Source organism: Turicibacter sp. H121 (assembly GCF_001543345.1).
GTDB classification, from domain to species: Bacteria; Bacillota_I; Bacilli_A; order MOL361; family Turicibacteraceae; genus Turicibacter; species Turicibacter bilis.
In genome coordinates this window covers 2,059,934-2,074,940 of the sequence record NZ_CP013476.1, presented here as the reverse complement: position 1 = coordinate 2,074,940, position 15,007 = coordinate 2,059,934, and the positions used below count along the sequence as shown (strand labels likewise).

The window sequence follows — 15,007 nt, the reverse complement described above, 5'->3', positions numbered from 1 at the left end:
TAAAAAATCCTATTGTTTCTATGTTTTTCTATTTATTTTTGCTATAATGTGTGCAAACTATTTTATATCATACCAAGGGGGGAGAAAATGTTTCATCCAACTGTTTATCAAGGAACATTAGAAGAAAACTATGAAACAGTATTATTACAATTAAAAGGATTGACTTATGAGGAATCAGATTTGATTGCAAATTTATCTAATGCATCAGCTTTATTAAATCAATTTTTAGAGGACATTAACTGGGTTGGATTTTACTTAAACAAAGGCGAAGAGCTTGTACTTGGACCATTTCAAGGATTACCTGCTTGCATCCGTATTCCATTTCATAAAGGAGTTTGTGGTTATGCAGCTACAACAAAGCAAACAGTTGTCGTTAAAAATGTTCATGAATTTCCTGGACATATTGCCTGTGATGGTGCAACCAACTCTGAAATTGTACTTCCTATTTTAAAAGATGGTGAACTAATTGGAGTATTAGATATCGATAGTCCTCGCTTAAATCGATTTAATGAAATCGATCAAAAATATTTAGAACAATTTGTGCAAATCATTGTGGAAACCATTCCTACTAACTAAATTTAAGCTTAATTATTGGAAAATGTTTAGAACTCGTATTTTTTGTTGACAATAAAGTAGAATATTGATATTATACTTGAGTGCGTATATTAAAGGCAGCTTTTTATCTGACTATAACGTATAGATTAAACCTCAATATCACTTAAAGGTATTGATGGCATATCGTATAACCTTTTGGCTGCAAAGGCGAGGATATGAGATTTTAATCTATCCTATAGTATTTGATAAATTTTCTCCTTTTTTGGTATGCAAAATCAAAATTTCTGACAAATTAAAAGGAGGTCATAGCATGGCTCGTTATACTGGACCAAGCTGGAAAATTTCTCGTCGTTTAGGATACTCTATCTTAGAAAACGGAAAAGAATTACAAAAACGCCCTTATGCGCCTGGGCAACACGGACAAGCTCGTAAAAAAATCTCTGAATACGGATTACAATTACAAGAGAAACAAAAATTACGTCATGCATACGGAATGACTGAGCGTCAATTCCGTCGTACATACGATCGTGCTGGTAAATTACAAGGTAAACACGGTGAGAACTTCTTATACTTATTAGAATCTCGTCTTGATAACTTAGTATACCGTTTAGGATTAGCTAACACTCGTCGTCAAGCTCGTCAGTTAGTTAACCACGGTCACATCTTAGTAGATGGACAACGCGTTGATATCCCATCTTACTCAGTAAAACCAGGACAAACTATCAGCGTTCGTGAAAAATCAGCTAACTTAGCTATCATCAAAGCTGCTTTAGAAGGAACTGTACACCGCCCAGACTTCGTATCATTCGACGAAGCTACAATGACAGGAACATTCGTACGTTTACCAGAACGTTCTGAAGTATTCGCTGACATCCACGAAAACTTAATCGTAGAGTTCTACAGCCGTTAATCTTTAATGGCACTAAAAAGACTTCGGATTTTCCGAAGTCTTTTTTTATTTGGCTCTTTGTCAACTGGTGTGGGTGAAGAAATTTTATACCTGTAATCGTGAGGGATTAAGCTGCTCATTGAGCAGTTTGATTCCTTTTATTTTTTTGTTCAAAGGTGTACTTATGGATAATCAAAATTCTAGCTTTGAAATGATAGAAACTACGGTATCCAAAGGCCATGCGTTTAATCACTTTAATCTTGTTATTAATCCCTTCAAGCACTCCATTGGTATAAGATGTTTCAATCGTATTTTTGATATAATCTTGGTAGTTAGTTAATGTTTTTAAAGCTGTTTTCATTTCAGGTGAAAGTAAGTCAGAGGGGTTTTGAATGGCATGATGAAAAGCATCAAAGTTGCGAAGTTTGATGGCCTGTTTGATGGTTTGATAGAAGTCATAAGTCGCTTTTAATTCAGGATCTAAAGCGAGTAAAAAGTCGATGATTTCTTGTTGAGAAATCTGCTTTTTGAAACAGTTAGAATAGAAGTAGTGGGTAGAATGGATATCCTCTTGGGCTTTTAATAAAAGGCGCCAATAATGTTTGAATTTATTGTAGAACTCTTTGTTTTGGTTCATGAAGCGAATACGAGTTTTATTGAGGGCACGAGATAAAAGTTGAACGACGTGGAACTTATCTAAAACAATTTTAGCGTTGGGAAACACCTCTTTAATGAGTGTCATATACGGAGCATACATATCAATAACAACGTGAGTTACACCTTCACGGGCCTCCTTAGAAAATCGCATGAAATAAGGTTTTAAAGTGCTTAGACGACGGTCTTCAACGATATCAATTAACTTCCCATTAGAAGCATCACAAAAAATGAATGACATGGCCCCTTCCGCTGATTTGACCGACTTAAACTCATCAAAACAAAGCACCTTTGGAAGAGAGTTAAAATGAAGGGGTTGTTCCTCGTACGATGTATGAATGATCCGATTGACCGTTGAATGGGATACGTTGAGTTCACGGGCAATATCTGACTCGGATTTTTTATGGCTAGCCTCTAGGAAAATAGCTTGTTTAAGGGGATTAGAAAGGTAACAATTAGATTCCACAAGAGAGGTTTTAAGCGTAAAGGTACGATCACAATGACGGCATTTATAGCGTTGCTTTTTTAAATCGAGATAGGTATCAAAGCCAGAGAGTTTCATCATCTTAATACGAGAGGTTTTGAAGCCGTGTTTAATGATTTGTGAGTCAAAGAGATGACCACAGTTGTAACAATGGGTCGGTTGAAAAGAGAGGATACCAGAAATCACCTTAGAGCGGATCCCGTTAATCTGAACATCTTTCATCCAATTTTCTGAAAAAGTAATATTTTTATCTTTTAAATCGAGTAAAGTTAAGATACAATTATTGTGAGACATAAACCCAATCCTTTCGTGTTTTTTTTGGTCAATTACATGGTATAGAATTTGGGACGTGATGTCTCTTTTTTTATACTTATTTTTTATTCCAAATAAAAGAAGTGTGGGAATCACCCACACCAAATATTATAGAACCTTTTATTTCTCCAAACCTCCCTGCTCCCCATAACATTATCCCCTACTTTTAGTCATGACTACTATTACTTAAACTTTTAGCTACTTCAATTATTTTAATAAATTATAAATTCAGTTTTCTCATCTATTAAATTAGCATCAATTAATATGAATAAAATCTATTATGTAAAAACTCGGATATAGATGAATAATGCTTATATAAGTTAAACGTTGGATTGTCAACACTAAACTAAACAACTTTTTTAAGGGTGTTTTTACGATACTCAACTGGGGACAAATAACCTAGTGAAGAGTGGATCCTATGATTGTTATACCAGTTAACGTAGTCGGCAAATTCATAACCTAGTTGTTCTTGGGTTTCAAATATCTGATGGTTTACAAATTCTGTTTTGATTACTTTATAGGTCGCTTCTGCAACAGCGTTGTCATAGGGACATCCCTTCATACTTAAAGAGCGTTCAATTTCAAATACCTCTAAAATCTCATCAATGATTTTATTCTTAAATTCGTTACCTCGATCCGTGTGGAAAATCTTGATTTGACTTAGGTTAGTTTGGACTGTACTGAACGCCTTCTTAACTAATTCTGCATCCTTATTAGGCCCAGAGCTATAACCGATAATTTCACGATTAAACAGGTCTACAAGCACACAAAGATAGTGCCAGCGATTTTTTACACGAACGTACGTTAAATCACTGACAACAACGTTTAAATGTGGTTGTTCATCAAAGTTACGATCCACGATATTTTCAGTGTTATCTTCGTTACATTTAGCTGTATGCGGCTTAAATTGAGCAACGGTATAATTCGATACAAGGCCTTCTTGTTTCATGATACGACTAATACGACGACGTGAAACTTGTTGTCCCATCTTTTTTAACTCTTGCTTAATTTTTCGAGTCCCGTAATTATTTCGGCTTCGACGAAAAATCTCAATGATATCAGTAACCAGTTGAGTTTCATCTTTCTTCGGTTTAGACTCGTAATAATAAGTGCTACGAGGCACATTAAGGACTTTGCACATCGCTGAAACTGAATATTTGTGTGTATTGTTTTTAATCACATTTATCTTCGTCCTAAGATCAGCGCGGCTTGCTTTAAAATATCATTTTCCATTTCCAATTGTTTAACCTTTTTACGAAGTTGGATTAACTCTTGTTCTTCTTCTGAGCGGTTATCTTTCTCCTTAAAAGAACCTGTAGAAGTTGACTGTTTAATCCATTTATCGAGTAAAGACGATGAGATATCGTATTCACGAACAATATCACATTTACGTTTCCCATTTAAATAAAGCTGGACTAATTGGTTTTTAAATTCATCTGTATACGTACGGCGAGGTCTACGAGTTTTAGTTTGGGTCATGTTAAAGCTCCTTTAGATTGATATTATTTATAATTCTACATGACCTTAAAAAAACTGTCTAATTAATTGTAACCTATCCACGTATTATCAGATAATAATAAGTAAGATGTCAGTTTTTATAATAAAGATATTAATGATTTTAATAGGACTTTTTACGCTTCTCAAACCAGATTTAACTTTAGAGATATGACTGACTCATAGAGATCTGATTATTCTAAAGAACTCTCTTAGATCTACAAAAGCTCTACAATATTTGATGGGTTAATAGTATTAGATATAGAAATTCAATATATTATCATAACTTTTATAAGTTAAAAAGGGCAACTTCAGCATTGTCCTTTTTTTAGTCTTTATCATTATTAACAATTTCTTAAAATACAGCACCGTTTTAAGATCTCATTGTCTCATCTAATTCATTTAATAAACTAATCATACACTGTACTCGTTTACTTAAAACGACTCCCTCTTTAGTCACATAGTAAAATAAACGCGATAATGTATAAGCCTCTTCTTCTAAATAACTAATTCCTTTAAAATCTTGATGTTTCATTAAGGTAGAAGCAAAAGTCATTCCGTGTTGGTGTCTTAGTGTTTCTTTAATTAAATAATTGCTTCCAAGTATCACTTTATGTTTGGGTATAATCCTTAAGTTCTCTAAGAAGAAATCAGTCATTGCTCGTGTTCCAGAGCCATCCTCTCGAACAAACCATGCTTGCGAAGAAAAGAACGTGTGATACTGTGCTGGTGACTTAGGTAATGTTAATTTATCACTATAAGCAATCTGTAAGGTATCACAATAAAACGGCTGACGATTAAGAGTTAAAGGGACTTCATCATCCTCAATTAATCCAATTTCTAACTCAAGTTGATTAATCTTCTCCATTATCGTATGACTATTTTCAATAATAACCTCAAACATTAAGTTCGGATATAACTTGGATAATTGTAGTAAGATTTTGGGTAATAAATACTCTCCTATTGTTAAACTAGCTCCAATTTTCAATGTTCCTTGAACTTCTGTTTTTTGACTCTTGATCTCGTTCATCATTTCCTCATATTGATGCACAATCTTTTTAGCACGCTTATAAAGTAATTCTCCATCTGGTGTTAATAAAAAATTCTTTTGTTTATTTGAACGCAAAATTAATATGGTATCTAATTGTTTTTCAAGGCCAGAAATGTGCATACTAACTGCAGGCTGTGACAAATTCAATTTCTGAGCAGCTTTCGTAAAATTTTGTTCATCTACAACTTGAATAAATGACTTTAACTCATCTATCATTAGAAACACCTCTACTATAATTTTATCTTATTATAACCATTATAATAATTAATTTTAATTATATTAAAAACTATTATATACTTATAGCGTAGATTTTAAGAGAAGGAGCATTGAACCAATGAAAACTCAAGACTTTATCCAACAAAAACTTACAAATTTTAAAGATATCTTCCCAGGTCTTATCGTTTGTATTCTCATCGGCTTAGTAGCTAAATATCTTGGAACATTAGTTCCAACACTCGGAGGAGCAACTATTGCTATTTTACTTGGGTTATTATTAGGAAATACTGTTTTAACACATAAAAAACTTCATAAAGGCATACGTTTTTCAGAATCAAATTTATTATCTTACTCAATTGTTCTACTTGGTGGAACCTTAAGCTATACAGTCATTTTAGAGTTAGGGGTTTCTGGTGTTAGCTTTATCATTTTACAAATGGCATTAACGATTGCATTTTGTTTATTTGTCGGTAAGCAGCTTGGATTTTCAGAAAATTTCCGCTTATTAATGGCCTCAGGAAACGCTGTATGTGGTTCTTCAGCTATCGGTGCAACAGCTCCAGTCATCAAAGCAAATGATGTGGAGAAATCAATTACAATTACCTTAGTTAACTTAACAGGTACCATCTTAATGATGATTTTACCATTTTTGACAAATCTACTATATGAAAATGAAACGATGTTATCATCCGCTTTAATCGGTGGAACATTACAATCAGTAGGACAAGTCGTCGGAAGTGCCTCAATGGTTAACCATGATGTCTTAAAGTACGCAACGATTTTTAAAATTGTTCGAATTATTTTCCTAGTATTCGTTATTTTAGGGTTCGCTAAACTAAAAAAAGATGAAGAAAATCATGACGCCGAGTTACATCATAAAAAACCAAATGCTAAAATAAAAATCCCTTGGTATGTTAAAGGATTCTTCTTAATGTGCTTCCTATTCAGTATTGGATTTATTAGCGAAAATATATCTCTTGGCTTTAAACAAATCAGTAACTACCTCGAAATCTTCGCTTTAGCTGGAATTGGAATGAGCGTTAAATTTAAAGATTTAATGAAAGCTGGGTTAAAGAGTGGTGTTTACTGTTTAGCCATCGGGATTGCTCAAATCATCTTCGCCGTCATTTTAATTAGAATTTTACTATAATAAAAAGACGCTCTGACGTCTTTTTTAACTCCTTACTATAGATGGTATTTAAAGCAATGCAAATAAAACATATATTTTTAAATGCTAAAAAAGGAAGGTCTTGAACCTTCCTTTTACTTTATTAAACGTGTTTGATTAAGAAATATTTTTTCTTACCACGACGGATAACAGTGAATTTACCACCGATTGCATTTTCTTTTGAAACTGTAAATTCTAAATCGTTCACTTTTTCTCCGTTGATCGAGATTGAGTTATTATTGATGAACTCACGTGATTCACGTTTTGAGCTAGCTGCTTTCGTAAATACAAGTGCATCCACTAAGTTAAGATTTTCAGCTAATTCAACTGATGGTACATCTTTGAATCCAACCTCAATTTCTTCTGCTGATAATTCTGATAAGTTTCCACTGAATAATGCTTGAGTGATTTTTAACGCTTGCTCGTAAGCCTCTTGACCATGCACGATTGTTACGACTTCTTTCGCTAATGTTTTTTGTGCTAAACGCTCATGTGGTGCAGCTTTGAAAGCTTCTTCGATTGTAGCAATTTCTTCTTGTGTTAAGAATGTGAAGTATTTTAAGAACTTAATAACATCTTCATCTGCTGTATTAATTAAGAATTGGTACATTTCGTAAGGTGTTGTTTTATTGCGATCTAACCATACCGCTCCACCTGCAGTTTTACCGAATTTTGTTCCGTCTGCTTTTGTTACTAATGGCATTGTTAATCCAACAGCTTTTGCTTCATGCCCCATTGTTTTACGAATTAACTCTAATCCTGATGTAATGTTACCCCATTGATCTGATCCACCAATTTGTAACACACAGTTTTTCGTTTCAAATAAATGTTTAAAGTCCATTCCTTGTAGGATAGTATAAGAGAATTCAGTAAATGTCATCCCATGCTCTAAACGAGAGCATACTGTATCTTTCGCTAAGATATAGTTAATGTTGAAAAACTTACCGAAATCACGTAAGAATTCAATCATGCTTAAGTTTGAAGTCCAATCGTAGTTATTAACTAACTCAGCAGCATTTGGTTGATCTCCAAATTCCATGAATTGTGATAACTGACGCTTAATACTTTCAGACCATTTGATCACTGTCTCATGGCTATTTTCTTGACGCTCAGCTGAACGACCTGTTGGGTCACCAATTAATCCTGTTGCTCCACCTACTAATGGTAATGGTTTATGACCAGCCATTTGGAATCGTTTTAACGTTAAAATTGGTAATAAAGAACCAATATGTAAACTATCTGCTGTTGGATCAAATCCACAGTATAATGTAATTTTACCTTCTTCCATTAACGCATCTAACGCTTCTAAATCCGTGCAGTCATTAATTAATCCACGCCACTCTAATTCTTTTAAGAATTCGTTTTTCATTATTTTCACCTCATTTAATCTTTTGTAGGATAATTTTATTATCCTCTATCGTTTTAATTCAAAACCAAATTTACCTTATCAAATGAGTTGATTAATCAAAAGTTATACAAGTTGAATTCATAAGCCTCCGTTAGTTCAGACTATCTTTCTCTTTAATAAATGAGCAAACCTATGATCTATATATAAACAGATAAGTATTCTACATCTTGAGTAGCAAATAAAAAATACTGATATGTTTTATCTATCAAGGCAGCCTATAGTCCAGTTAAAAATTTTCTCTGAAGAAAATTTATCTGGACTTATATAGATAAGATTTTCTAAACAAACATCCCTCTAATACAAGTCTTTTCCTTTAGTAGGGATCGACTCTGCCTCGCCTATAGACTATGGATAACACTGTCCATCAAGGGAAGATAGATTAAATAATCTACTAAAGCTAGAAATGGAACTAACAACCCTTCATGAGAATATCTAAACTACGTTAGATATTCTAGCGTTCAGGATAAGTTTACGCTAAAGTAATCCAAGATTACTAGCGCAACTAAAAAACCCTTCATTCTATCTAAAAAAGATAAAATGAAGGGACGAAAGTTCGCGGTACCACCCAACTTGTTAAATCTATGATTCAACCACTCAATTTGATAACGGTAAAGACCGGTTCATATGAACATGCTCCAAGAGTGTAATTCGTGATTATTACTGCCTTAGTTCTCACCTACCACTAAGTCTCTGTGACTGCTCTTAATAATCACTACTAAATTCTTATCATTGCACTAGTATTAATGCTTGGATTATAACAAATTGTGTATGTTTATGTCAACCTTATTTTGTTGTACTACGCCAAACAAATGAGTGAGGTAACGTGATTTGAGTTTCAGTTACCTCCTCTTCTTTCATTAATTTCGTTAATAAACGCATCGCGACAGCACCAATATCATACGTTGGAATATTGATTGTACTTAATTGTGGACGTGACATAATCGCATATTTTGTATTTTGGAATCCGATGATTTCTAAATCATTTGGAACACTAATTCCATGCTCAATTGCTGCGTTCATGAACATGACAGCGACTGAATCACGTACGGCTAATGCTGCATCAGGAGCCGCATTATTTGCGAAGAATTCTTTAAATGCTTCTAATGAATTTTCAAATTTATTATATAGTCCTAAAATGCGTGGTTCTAATCCCGCTTCTGCTAATGCACGACGATATCCTTGTTCTTTTAAGTCGTTCATTGCATAATATGAGCTTGATGTAATAAAGGCAATATCTTTATTTCCATTTTCAATTAATTTTTTAGTGGCTTCATAAGCGGCTAATTCGTAATCAATTAAAACGGCTGGTAAACGTCCATCTAAATCTTTAACTGATAATAGAACCGTTGGTACGGTATCGTTCGCCAAGCGCTCGATTTCATCGTCACTCAGTTTATCTGCCATCATTAAAACACCATCGACTTGAGAAGCAATCATGTTTTGCCATACATTTGTAGCAATATCATTTTCATTATGTGTCACGTTTAAGAAGACTGAGTAACGATATTTATCAGCGATATCTGCTACTCCATCGATCATTTCTGATACAGAAGCACGTGAGCATGTTGGAACAATTAATCCAACGTTTGTTGAACGACGACTTGCTAAACCACGAGCAATCGCATTCGGACGATATCCTAATTCATTAATTGCTGCTAAAACACGCTCACGAGTTTTCGGCTTTACCTTTTCAGGGTTATTTAAAACGCGTGACACTGTCGCTAATGACACATCAGCAACACGTGCTACATCATAAATTGTTACTTTAGACATAACATCAACTCCTAATACATTAAAATTTTCCTGTACCTATCTATCATTCTAACCTACAAAGTACGACCTTGTAAGCATTAACATCGTCATAATCTTCGATACTACATTCATTTTATCGAAAAAGATTTGATTAATCAACAATTTAATGAAAATTTTCATTTTAAAATCGCTTGCTTTTTTATGATTATTTTTATTATAGGCAGGAAAACTTTAACTTATTCTAGCTTAATAAATTTTTGAAAAAAACATCAAATTCTTCCAAGCTCATTTGTTGATTCGCATCTGATAATGCCACAGTCGGATTTGGATGAACTTCAGCCATAATTCCATCTGCGCCAACTGCTAAAGCGGCTTTTGCAATTGGAAGTAAGATGTCTTTACGTCCCGTTGAGTGAGTAATATCAACAAAAACTGGTAAATGCGTCTCACGTTTTAAAATTGGGACCGCTGAAATATCAAGTGTATTACGCGTTGCTTTTTCATATGTACGAATTCCACGTTCACATAACATGACATTTGGATTTCCATGCATCGTAATATATTCAGCAGCATTTACAAATTCTTCAATCGTTGCACTTAAGCCACGTTTTAATAAAACAGGTTTATTAATATGTCCAACTGCTTTCAATAATGAAAAGTTTTGCATATTACGAGCACCAATTTGCACAACATCTAAATAAGGTAAAGCTGCTTCTAAATCACTTGCATCCATAATTTCACTGATTACGCGTAAATCATATTTTTTTGCCGCCTCAGACATGATTTTTAAGCCTTCAATTCCAAGACCTTGGAAGTCATAAGGAGATGTTCGCGGTTTAAATGCGCCTCCTCGAATATATTTTAAACCTTTGGCAGCTAGATTAGCTGCGACACGTTCCATTTGCTCTTGTGATTCAACACTGCATGGTCCAAAAACAAAGGTTGCTTCTCCTCCCCCAATATAATCTCCATTAACTTCGATAACTGTATCTTCCGATTTATTTTTACGCGATACTAATAATCCTTTTTTATGGCTCTTTTCTTCTTGTAATTTCACACTTACTTTGAAAATTTCTTTAAAAATGTGGACCATCATTTCATCACTCATAGGTCCTTGATTTCTTTCTTTTAATTGTTCAATGATTTGTTGTTCACGAATGGGATCATATTTTTTTAATCCCTGTTTATCTTTTTCACGACCCACTGCTTCTACTAATTCTGTACGTTCATTTAATAATTGTAAAAGTTGTAAATTAATCTCATCAATTCGATTTCTTAACTGATTTAAATTTTCATTTTTCATTTGATCACCTCATGCTATAGTCTATTTCTATTATAGCTAATAATTGATTCTTTTAAAGTTAGTTTCATTATTGAGCGGCAAAAAAGGGAACAAGATAAAAACTTGCTCCCCTTTTCTCACTATCCACGTAAAACAGCGTCATGCTCTTTAGTTAAAGCATTTAATACTTTTTGGTGTGTTGGTTGTAAATCTTCATCTGTTAATGTTTTTTCACGATCTAAATAGTAAAGTGAAATTGCCACTGATTTTTTACCTTCTTCAACACCTTTACCTTCGTAAATATCAAAGACTTCAACCGTTTGTAATAATTTATTAGCTGCTTTTTTGATGGTTTGAACTAAGTCATCTGCTAATACTTCACGATCAACGACTAACGCAATATCACGTGTCATACCCGGATGTTTAGGTACCATTGCATAAGCAGGTTTTGAAGTTTCTAATCCGAATAACACATCTAATGATAATTCAAATACATATGTTTCATGTAAGTCTAATTCACGTTGTAATTCAGGATGAACTTGTCCAACTACCCCTACTAAGATATCATTTACATAAACCATAGCCGTACGTCCTGGATGGAACTCTTTATATTCATCAGCTACGACTGGACGATAAGTGACATTTAAGTGACCCATTTCAGTTAAGACTGCATCAACATAACCTTTCGCCACATAGAAGTCTACTTTTTCAACTTTTGCTTGCCATTTATTTGTAATGATTTGTCCTGTCACAGCCCCTGAAATTTTCGTTTCTTCTGTATATTCTCCATTAGCTTGACCGTAAACTTTTCCAATTTCATAAATAGCTACCGTATCGATTGTACGTGCATTATTATAACGCACGACTTCTAATAATTGAGGAATGGTTGATTGACGTAAGTGTGAGCGATCTTCACTCATCGGCATCGCTAATTTAACTAATTCTTTCTTGTTAGCTGGGATCGATAAGAATTGCTCTGCTTTTTCAGCACTTGTTAATGAATAAGTAATGACTTGTGTTAATCCGCAAGCCATTAATGTTTGGTGTGCTTTATTGCGCATTAATTGGATTGGTTTATATCCACCTTTAATATCTGTTGAAGGTAACGTTGTTGGAATATTATCGTACCCATAAATACGTCCCGCTTCTTCAATTAAATCCTCAACAATTGTAATATCTAATCGACGAGATGGAACGTGTACCGTAAATACATCACCATTTAAATCATAAGTAAAGTTTAATCGTGTCCAAACATTTGCTACCTCTTCATTGCTCATGTTTGTTCCGAGTACTGAGTTGATTTTAGCTGCTGTAATTTCAATACTTACTGGTTCAACTGTTAACTCATCATGAGCAACGATTCCAGCACATACTTGCCCATTAGCTAACTCAGCTAATAACTTTGCTGCACGGTTAATTGCTAACTCTGTACGTTTTGCATCAATTCCTTTTTCAAAACGAGCTGATGATTCAGAACGTAATCCTAAACGAGTTGATGTTTTACGAACTGATAAACGATCGAATAATGCTGATTCTAATAACACGTTTGTTGTATTATCTGTAACCTCAGTCGCTGCTCCTCCCATCACACCAGCAATGGCAATTGGTGTTTGACCATCCGTAATGATAATATCTCCTTCTGCTAATTCACGATCTTGCCCATCCAATGTTTTCATTGTTTCACCAGCAATGGCTTCACGAACAACAATTTCTTTAGAAGCGATTGTATCGTAATCAAAAGCATGTAATGGTTGTCCCATCTCTAACATGACATAGTTCGTGATGTCAACTACGTTATTTTTCGGGCGCATTCCAGCTGCGATTAAACGAGCTTGTAACCATTGTGGAGATTCTTTGATTTCAACGTTTTTCACAACGCGTGATAAGTACATTGGTGCTTTCTCAGTTTTTGAGCTAACTTTGATTAAGTCTTTAGCAGCTTCTGCTACTTCTTCCACTGTTACTTCATCAAATTTAACGTCACGTGATAAAATAGCAGCTACTTCGTAAGCAACGCCATACATTGATAAACAATCCATACGGTTTGGCGTTAATCCAAGCTCAATCACTGTATCATGGAATTTTAAATATTCTAATGCGTCCATTCCAACTGGAGCATCATCTGCACAAATGAAGATTCCATCTGCATAAGCTTGAGGAACTAACTTTTGCTCAATCCCTAACTCTTTTAATGAACAACACATTCCGTTAGATTCTTCACCGCGTAGTTTTGATTTTTTAATTTTAAAGTTTCCTGGTAAAACAGCTCCTGGTTTAGCCACGATGATTTTTTGTCCAGCCGCTACGTTTTTCGCACCACATACGATTTGAACAACACCGTCTTCTCCACCAACATTTACTTGACATACTGATAATTTATCCGCATTTGGATGTTGTACACGTTCTTCAACATAACCAATTACAACATTCGTTGCATCTGCTAATACATTAACCGATTCTACTTCAATCCCTGTTCTTGTAATTTTTTCTGCTAAATCTTTTGGATCAATATCGCTTAAATCAATATATTGACTTAACCAATTCACTGAAACTAACATCTATATGGCCTCCATTCAATCTTATTTAAACTGATTAATAAATCTTAAATCATTTGTATAGAAGTTACGGATATCTTCAATTCCGTATTTAAGCATGGCGATACGCTCTGCTCCGATACCGAATGCAAATCCTTGATATTTCTTAGAATCAAATCCTGACATTTCTAAGACGTTTGGATGCACCATCCCTGCTCCTAAAATTTCAATCCATCCTGTTCCTTTACAGATGTTACATCCACATCCTGAACATTTTGAGCATGTTACGTCAACCTCTACTGATGGTTCAGTAAATGGGAAGAATGATGGACGTAAACGGATTTCACGATCTTCACCAAACATTTTACGAGCTAATTCTAATAATGTTCCTTTTAAGTCAGCCATTGTAATATCTGTATCAATAACTAATCCTTCAATTTGAGTAAATTGATGTGAGTGAGTCGCATCATCATCGTCACGACGATATACTTTACCAGGGCAGATAATTTTGATTGGTCCTTGACCTTTAGCTGCTTCTAAAACACGTGCTTGTACAGGTGACGTATGTGTGCGTAATAAAGACTCTTCAGTAATATAGAATGAATCTTGCATATCACGAGCTGGATGTCCTTTAGGTAAGTTTAATAATTCAAAGTTATAATGATCCCACTCTACTTCTGGACCTTCTTCAACTGTGTATCCCATTGAGATAAATAAAGCTTCTAATTCGTTCGTCACGGCTTGTAATGGATGAACAACACCAATATAGTTTGTACGTCCTGGTAATGTCACATCAATTGTTTCATTTGCTAACTGTTGTTGAATGGCTAAAGCTTCTAACTCAGCTTTTTTAGTTTCAATTGCTTGTGAAATTACAGATTTAACTTCGTTTGATACTTGCCCAGCACTTTTACGTTCTTCTGGCGCCATATCTTTCATGTTTTTCATCACTTCTTGAATTGGACCTTTTTTTCCTAGGTATTTTACGCGAAGATCATTTAATTCTTTTAAATCAGTTGTATTTGCTACTTCTGATAAAGCTTCGACTTGTAATTGTTTTAATCGATCTAGCATCTTAATTCCTCCAAACTGTTTTTTAAAAAATAAAAAAACGTCCTTAAAAAAGGACGTTTCACACGCGGTACCACCTTTATTGCTAAGATAAATTCTTAACCTCTTAAAACGGATAACGGCCGCAACCGGATGTG

At 34.3% G+C, this 15,007-nt stretch carries 11 protein-coding genes and 2 other annotated features (1 of these 13 only partly in view); of the genes, 3 read left to right on the top strand and 8 right to left on the bottom strand.

Translation table 11 applies throughout. The features are described from left to right. Window positions 1-87: 87 nt before the first annotated feature. A complete protein-coding gene (locus AT726_RS09890; RefSeq protein ID WP_068759502.1) occupies window positions 88-576 on the top strand; it encodes a GAF domain-containing protein in 489 nt (162 codons plus the stop codon). Between the two features lie 289 nt (window positions 577-865). Next, entirely contained in the window at window positions 866-1,465 is a 600-nt protein-coding gene (gene rpsD, locus AT726_RS09885; protein WP_055241189.1) for a 30S ribosomal protein S4, read from the top strand. A 115-nt stretch (window positions 1,466-1,580) separates the two neighbouring features. Here rpsD and AT726_RS09880 read toward each other — a convergent pair whose 3' ends face one another. The 3 genes from AT726_RS09880 to AT726_RS09865 all read right to left on the bottom strand — a co-directional run bounded on the left by AT726_RS09880 (window position 1,581) and on the right by AT726_RS09865 (window position 5,655). Next, entirely contained in the window at window positions 1,581-2,876 is a 1,296-nt protein-coding gene (locus AT726_RS09880) for an ISL3 family transposase (protein WP_055277709.1), read from the bottom strand. A gap of 364 nt (window positions 2,877-3,240) precedes the next feature. Further along, window positions 3,241-4,373 (bottom strand): IS3 family transposase gene (locus tag AT726_RS09875; protein ID WP_144436946.1). Its coding sequence is split into 2 segments (ribosomal slippage): window positions 3,241-4,112 and window positions 4,112-4,373, totalling 1,134 coding nucleotides; the frame shifts between segments, so codons are not numbered across the junction. A gap of 388 nt (window positions 4,374-4,761) precedes the next feature. Next, a complete protein-coding gene (locus AT726_RS09865; RefSeq protein ID WP_068759501.1) occupies window positions 4,762-5,655 on the bottom strand; it encodes a LysR family transcriptional regulator in 894 nt (297 codons plus the stop codon). Between the two features lie 118 nt (window positions 5,656-5,773). Between AT726_RS09865 and AT726_RS09860 the strand changes: the two genes are divergently transcribed. Continuing rightward, entirely contained in the window at window positions 5,774-6,805 is a 1,032-nt protein-coding gene (locus tag AT726_RS09860; RefSeq protein ID WP_055276348.1) for a YeiH family protein, read from the top strand. A 121-nt stretch (window positions 6,806-6,926) separates the two neighbouring features. On the opposite strand, the gene tyrS is transcribed toward AT726_RS09860, so the two are convergent. The 5 genes from tyrS to pheS all read right to left on the bottom strand — a co-directional run bounded on the left by tyrS (window position 6,927) and on the right by pheS (window position 14,873). Continuing rightward, a complete protein-coding gene (gene tyrS, locus AT726_RS09855) occupies window positions 6,927-8,192 on the bottom strand; it encodes a tyrosine--tRNA ligase (protein WP_068759500.1) in 1,266 nt (421 codons plus the stop codon). Window positions 8,193-8,769: 577 nt separating this feature from the next. Next, window positions 8,770-8,970, bottom strand: a binding site (T-box leader). Window positions 8,971-9,014: 44 nt separating this feature from the next. Further along, the gene (locus AT726_RS09850) at window positions 9,015-10,004 is read right to left on the bottom strand and encodes a substrate-binding domain-containing protein (protein ID WP_068759499.1); all 990 of its coding nucleotides are present in this window, start codon (window positions 10,002-10,004) and stop codon (window positions 9,015-9,017) included. Window positions 10,005-10,224: 220 nt separating this feature from the next. Beyond that, complete coding sequence (locus AT726_RS09845; RefSeq protein ID WP_068759498.1) at window positions 10,225-11,286, bottom strand: bifunctional 3-deoxy-7-phosphoheptulonate synthase/chorismate mutase; 1,062 nt, start codon at window positions 11,284-11,286, stop codon at window positions 10,225-10,227. Between the two features lie 119 nt (window positions 11,287-11,405). Further along, the gene (gene pheT, locus AT726_RS09840; RefSeq protein ID WP_068759497.1) at window positions 11,406-13,823 is read right to left on the bottom strand and encodes a phenylalanine--tRNA ligase subunit beta; all 2,418 of its coding nucleotides are present in this window, start codon (window positions 13,821-13,823) and stop codon (window positions 11,406-11,408) included. A gap of 21 nt (window positions 13,824-13,844) precedes the next feature. Continuing rightward, complete coding sequence (gene pheS, locus AT726_RS09835; protein ID WP_055241204.1) at window positions 13,845-14,873, bottom strand: phenylalanine--tRNA ligase subunit alpha; 1,029 nt, start codon at window positions 14,871-14,873, stop codon at window positions 13,845-13,847. Between the two features lie 46 nt (window positions 14,874-14,919). Beyond that, window positions 14,920-15,007, bottom strand: a binding site (T-box leader); it runs 117 nt beyond the window's last position.

Coding starts and splice junctions, on each gene's coding strand:
- AT726_RS09890 (WP_068759502.1), top strand. CDS start 88: ATGTTTCATCCAACTGTTTATCAAGGAACATTAGAAGAAAACTATGAA.
- rpsD (WP_055241189.1), top strand. CDS start 866: ATGGCTCGTTATACTGGACCAAGCTGGAAAATTTCTCGTCGTTTAGGA.
- AT726_RS09880 (WP_055277709.1), bottom strand. CDS start 2,876: ATGTCTCACAATAATTGTATCTTAACTTTACTCGATTTAAAAGATAAA.
- AT726_RS09865 (WP_068759501.1), bottom strand. CDS start 5,655: ATGATAGATGAGTTAAAGTCATTTATTCAAGTTGTAGATGAACAAAAT.
- AT726_RS09860 (WP_055276348.1), top strand. CDS start 5,774: ATGAAAACTCAAGACTTTATCCAACAAAAACTTACAAATTTTAAAGAT.
- tyrS (WP_068759500.1), bottom strand. CDS start 8,192: ATGAAAAACGAATTCTTAAAAGAATTAGAGTGGCGTGGATTAATTAAT.
- AT726_RS09850 (WP_068759499.1), bottom strand. CDS start 10,004: ATGTCTAAAGTAACAATTTATGATGTAGCACGTGTTGCTGATGTGTCA.
- AT726_RS09845 (WP_068759498.1), bottom strand. CDS start 11,286: ATGAAAAATGAAAATTTAAATCAGTTAAGAAATCGAATTGATGAGATT.
- pheT (WP_068759497.1), bottom strand. CDS start 13,823: ATGTTAGTTTCAGTGAATTGGTTAAGTCAATATATTGATTTAAGCGAT.
- pheS (WP_055241204.1), bottom strand. CDS start 14,873: ATGCTAGATCGATTAAAACAATTACAAGTCGAAGCTTTATCAGAAGTA.